This window comes from Thermococcus sp. (assembly GCF_026988555.1).
Lineage (GTDB): Archaea > Methanobacteriota_B > Thermococci > Thermococcales > Thermococcaceae > Thermococcus.
This window is the reverse complement of sequence record NZ_JALSLB010000003.1, coordinates 1-5,104: the sequence shown is the minus strand read 5'-3', so window position 1 is coordinate 5,104 and position 5,104 is coordinate 1. Positions and strand designations below refer to the sequence as shown.

Below are 5,104 nucleotides of genomic sequence, written 5' to 3'. Positions count from 1 at the left end.
GCCTGAGTCGCATCGCTCATACTTTCACCCGAAAGGCCAAAGTTTTCTCAAGTATATTGTATCAAAGTTGAACAGTCAAACATGTCCCTTCTCCTTCAAATAATCCTGCAAAGCTTTTTTCCAGGGCCTCATTCTCAAACCAATTCCCTCCAGCTTCTCATTCCTCAACGCCGAAAACCCCGGCCTCCTCGCCAGTCTGTTCAGCTCGCTCGACTTTATCGGCTTCACCTCAATGTCCCAGCCAAGGATATCAAAAATGGCTTTGGTGAACTCGTACCACGAGCAGCACCCCTCGTTCACCATGTGATAGGTGCCAGACTCCGGCCGGATTTTCAAAAACTCCTTTAGAGTCTTGGCAACGTCCATCGTATAGGTCGGGCTCATGAACTGGTCGTCGACAATCCTCAACTCTTCCCCCCTTCCTGCCGTCTCAATCACCCATTCAATGAAGTTCCCTCCCTTCCCGCTCGCTCCGGCCTTCCCGTAGAGGCTCGCGACCCGGATGATGTAGTGCTTCCGGGAATAATTCCGCGTGAAAATCTCCCCGGCCAGTTTGCTCGCCCCGTAGACGTTTATCGGGTTCGGAACGTCGTCCTCTGTGTAAGGCTCAGCTTTCTCGCCGTCGAAGACGTAATCCGTGCTGATGTAGACGTTGATGGCATCAATTTCACCGGCAACCCTGGCAACGTTCAGCGCGCCGATGGCATTGACCGTGAAAGCCTTCTCCGGGTAAAGTTCAGCATCGTCCACCCTAACGTATGCGGCTGTGTTGATGATTACCCCTGGCTTGAGCTCCTTCAGAACATTCAGGGTCTCGGGTATGGTCACATCTAAATCTCTATGAGTTAAGGGAACGACCTCAAAAGACGGGTCTTCCCCGAAGACCCTCACCAAGTCCGTTCCGAGCTGGCCGTTGGCACCGATGATTGCGACCTTCATGGGATCACCTCAGAAAACCCAGCCCCTCTCAACCACTTCCCTCAGCGTCGGCCACTTCATGTCCTTCCCAGAAACTACCGGCTCGGCAATGGGCCACTTAATTCCTACGTCTGGATCATTCCAGATTAATCCCCCTTCATAATCAGGAGCATAGACGTTGTCCACCTTGTAAACCACCTCTGCAACGTCGCTTAAAACCAAAAACCCGTGGGCAAAGCCCCGCGGGATGTAGAGCTGGTGTTTGTTGTACTCTGAAAGAATAGCACCAATATATTTCCCAAAAGTTGGGGAGTTTTTCCTCAAGTCCACGGCCACATCATAGATGACCCCCTTGATACAGCGAACGATCTTCGCCTGTGCGTAAGGTTCTCTCTGAAAATGCAATCCTCTAAGAACGCCGTACTTTGAACGTGAGTGGTTATCCTGGACGAACTCCCCCTTTATTCCGGCCTTTTCAAAATCCGACTTCTTGTAGGTTTCCATGAAGAAGCCCCGCTCGTCCTCAAATACTCTGGGCTTTATCAAAATCACATCCGGAATTTCCAAACGTTTGAACTCAAATGGCATCGTTACCACCTCAGCTTCCAGGGCGTCGGATGGAGAACCTTCTCGTCAATCAAAGGCTTCCACCACCACCCGTTGTTTAGATACCACTCGACCGTCTTCTTGATTCCCTCATCAAAGCTGTGCTTCGGTCTCCAGCTGAGCTGTTCCCTGATCTTCAAAGAGTCTAAACTATAGCGCAGGTCGTGGCCTGGCCTGTCCTCGACGAACTCTATTAACTCCTCGTCCTTGTCCATGAGCCTTAAGATGGTTTTCACAACTTCGAGGTTTGTCTTCTCATCCCCAGCTGAGATGTTGTACACCTCCCTCCTCTCGCCCTTCTCCAGAACGGCTTCAATTGCCCTCACGTGGTCTTCAACATAGAGCCAGTCCCTGACGTTCTGGCCCGTGCCGTATATGGGAATCTTAAGCCCCATATTTGCCCTTATTACTGTTTTTGGGATGAGCTTCTCGGGGAACTGGTAGGGCCCATAGTTGTTGGTGCACCTCGTTATTGAAGCGTTTAAATTGTAGGTCCTCGCATGCCCCAAAACCAGCATATCCCCGGCCGCTTTGCTCGCCGAATAGGGAGAGGAAGGCATCAATCTGTCCTCCTCGGTAAAGGAGCCTTCCTCTATGTCGCCATACACCTCATCCGTGCTGACGTGAACCAGGCGCACCTCAGGATTAACTTTTCTTATCGCTTCAAGTACCGTATACACACCAAGAACGTTGCTCTCAATGAAGGCGTGGGGGTTTGAGATGCTCCTGTCCACATGGCTCTCTGCTGCAAAGTTAATCACTGCATCAACTTCTTTAATGAGCTTTGAAACAAGCTCAAAATCATTTATATTCCCCTTAACGAACGTATACCTCTCGTCATCCTCAATATCCTTCAGATTCGCCAGGTTTGACCCATAGCCGAGCTTGTCTAAGTTTATGACCTCCCAATCGGGATGCTTTTCCAGGATATAGCGGATGAAGTTGCTCCCTATGAACCCCGCTCCTCCTGTCACCAGAAGCCTCATTCTACCACCTCACAGGATCAACTGGGAATTATCCCCCACAACGAGCTTCCTTCCGAGGGGATGGTTGTCGGAGTTCATTATCTTAACCCCCCTCCCTATCAGGCTCTCCACTATCCTGCCGGCGTTCCTTATCTCGCTCCCCTCCAGCACTATGGAGTCCTCTATTTCGGTGTTCTCAATGACGACGTTGTCGCCGATGCTCGTGTAGGGGCCTATGTAGGAGTTCGTTATCCTGACGTTCTTCCCGATGACCACCGGGCCTTTGATGACGGTATCCTCGTCTATCACAGTTCCCTCGCCGATGACGACCCTCCCGTGGATGCGGGCGTTGGTGTGTATCCGGATGTCGGTCTCAATATCGTCCAGAATGAGCCTGTTGGCGTCCAGAATGTCCTCGGGCTTCCCCGTGTCCTTCCACCAGTGTTCGACCTTCGTCCATCCAACGCGGTAGCCGTGGTCGATGAGCCACTGTATGGCGTCCGTAATCTCAAGCTCGTTTCTCCATGAGGGCTTTATGTTCGCAACGGCCTCATGGACCACCGGTTTAAAGAAGTAAATCCCAACCAAAGCTAAGTTGCTCGGAGGGACTTTGGGCTTTTCAATTAAGCGCTTGATCGTCCTCCCATCCTCGTTAAGCTCGGCCACACCGAACTGCTGGGGATTTGGGGCCTCACAGAGCAAAATGCTTGCATCAAATTCCCCCCTCTTGAAGTGCTCTAAGTGCCTCACAATCCCCTCCCTGAGGATATTGTCACCGAGGTACATCACAAAGTCATCATCGCCGAGATACTCCTTAGCCACGAGGATGGCATGCGCCAGCCCCTTCGGCTCGCCCTGGTGGATGAACTCTATCTCAGCGTCCCATTCCCTGCTCAGAACCGTCTTCTTCACCTGCTCCGCGTTGGGGCCCACTATAATCCCGATCTCATGGATGCCGGCCTCGATAACGTCCTCGATGGCGTAGAACAGAACCGGCTTGTTCGCAACCGGAATCAGCTGCTTCTGCTGTGAGTACGTTAAAGGCCTTAATCTCGCCCCGTGACCTCCCGATAGAATGAGGGCCTTCATGTTATTCACCGCACCCAGTAATATTCCGGAAAATAAAAACCTGTCGTGTTATTTATTTCCTAGCCAGGAGATGAACTCCTAGCCATATTACTTGTAAAAATTTTCATGGGAGTGAGAGTGCGTAACTCACAAAAATATTATCATTTATTTAGTATGAACTTCCAACCAGTGTGAAGTAGCGTGAAAATTTGACGCTGAATCTCGCTGTTCGAGCAATCTTCCCGGGATATATTAAAAAATTGATGTTCATCACTTGATTAGGTGATGATTATGCACAAACCTATGGTGGATTACAAGTGGTTGCTGCTGATGACCGCCGGGCTGTACGAGGATGATGAGTTCGATTCAAAAACCGTATCTGAGGATCTCACGCTCATCATGTTCAACCTCACCGATGATCCCAAATGGATAGAGCGCCTTCAGCCAAAGCTGGTCTCAAACGACCTGAGAAGGCTCTACACCATGGGCTTCCTCAGGAGGAGGAAGGTCGAAAGAAAGTGCAGAAACCGGAATGGGAGGGAGTATAACTGTGGTTACAAGTACATGTACCAGATAAACAATCAGGGATGGAAATATCTCGAGTTCCTCCTTCGGGAGTTCATGAAGAAAGATGCACCTCTATCCAAGCAGTTTTTGGACGGATTTCGGGAATTCAATGAGGATCTGGAAAACATGATAATAGCGGCGTTGAAACGGCTGGCGGTTAAGCACTTCGAAGAGGGAAACTTAGAGAAGACAAAGACAATCCTTGACGCTGCAAACGACTTCATCGGGATGAAGTTCGAGGGGAAGGGTTACATGCGTTTTGCTGAAAGCAGGAGAATCTACGCGGCGGTTATGAGGCATAGGCTGAGGGAGGTTGAATTCATTGACATGATAAACTCCCTGCGAGAAGAGCTGGAGCGAAAGGATGAGACCATTGAACGCCTCCAAGAGGACTTAGAAAGATGCAGGGAATTACTCAGGGAGTTATCTAGGCATGAGCATTTCCAGTCTTAAAGGGCAGAGCTTCTGGGATGTACCTATTACAGAAGAGGAACCTGCGACGAGAATAAAGGCTGTTGTTACAACTCGGATACTCTCTCAGGCTCTTCCTGTCGAGTGACCTAGTCATCCTATGAATGCGTGGTTCACCTCGTCCAAGCCCTTTTACCTGCCCAGCAGTGTGAACAGTCCGATCAGCAGTATTATCACGTTCATGGCCTTTCTAAGCTTCTCTCTATCGGCGATCCGATTCACATGGGTGCCGAGGTAAACGCCCGGAACCGTCCCGAGGATCAGCGTTCCGGTGAGACCGTAATCAACCCCGTCGATGCCAGCGTAGTTCAGGAAGCTGAGGGCTGAAAGCACCAGCCCGTAGGTTATCGTAACCCCCACCACGTCCTTCGGGTCTAGTTTGGCCACGTTCATCAGCGTGAAGCTAACTATAACCCCTGCCCCGACCGAGGTGAACTGAACGGTCAGGCCAACTATGAAGCCGAGCAGATAAACGTAGGCCCATCTGCGTCTCACGGGAAGGTTGAGCT

Annotated in this window: 6 protein-coding genes; 1 reads left to right on the top strand and 5 read right to left on the bottom strand. The window is 50.6% G+C overall.

Annotated elements, in window-relative coordinates; translation table 11 throughout:
- Positions 1–75: 75 nt before the first annotated feature.
- The 4 genes from rfbD to MVK60_RS00215 are packed head-to-tail and all read right to left on the bottom strand — an operon-like array spanning position 76 to position 3,578.
- Complete coding sequence (rfbD, locus tag MVK60_RS00230) at positions 76–939, bottom strand: dTDP-4-dehydrorhamnose reductase (protein WP_297435241.1); 864 nt, start codon at positions 937–939, stop codon at positions 76–78.
- Between the two features lie 9 nt (positions 940–948).
- Positions 949–1,506: a dTDP-4-dehydrorhamnose 3,5-epimerase gene (gene rfbC / locus MVK60_RS00225; RefSeq protein ID WP_297435238.1), complete on the bottom strand. Its 558-nt coding sequence runs from the start codon at positions 1,504–1,506 to the stop codon at positions 949–951.
- 2 nt (positions 1,507–1,508) lie between these two features.
- Positions 1,509–2,510 (bottom strand): dTDP-glucose 4,6-dehydratase, encoded by a 1,002-nt coding sequence (rfbB, locus tag MVK60_RS00220; RefSeq protein ID WP_297435236.1) that lies wholly within the window; start codon positions 2,508–2,510, stop codon positions 1,509–1,511.
- Positions 2,511–2,519: 9 nt separating this feature from the next.
- Positions 2,520–3,578: a glucose-1-phosphate thymidylyltransferase gene (locus tag MVK60_RS00215; RefSeq protein WP_297435243.1), complete on the bottom strand. Its 1,059-nt coding sequence runs from the start codon at positions 3,576–3,578 to the stop codon at positions 2,520–2,522.
- A gap of 270 nt (positions 3,579–3,848) precedes the next feature.
- Here MVK60_RS00215 and MVK60_RS00210 point away from each other — a divergent pair, with 270 nt between their 5' ends.
- Positions 3,849–4,577 (top strand): hypothetical protein, encoded by a 729-nt coding sequence (locus tag MVK60_RS00210; RefSeq protein WP_297435233.1) that lies wholly within the window; start codon positions 3,849–3,851, stop codon positions 4,575–4,577.
- A gap of 150 nt (positions 4,578–4,727) precedes the next feature.
- Here the strand turns inward: MVK60_RS00210 and MVK60_RS00205 are convergent.
- Positions 4,728–5,104, bottom strand: a 377-nt coding sequence (locus MVK60_RS00205; RefSeq protein ID WP_297435231.1) for a sulfite exporter TauE/SafE family protein, incomplete at its 5' end; no start/stop codon positions are given.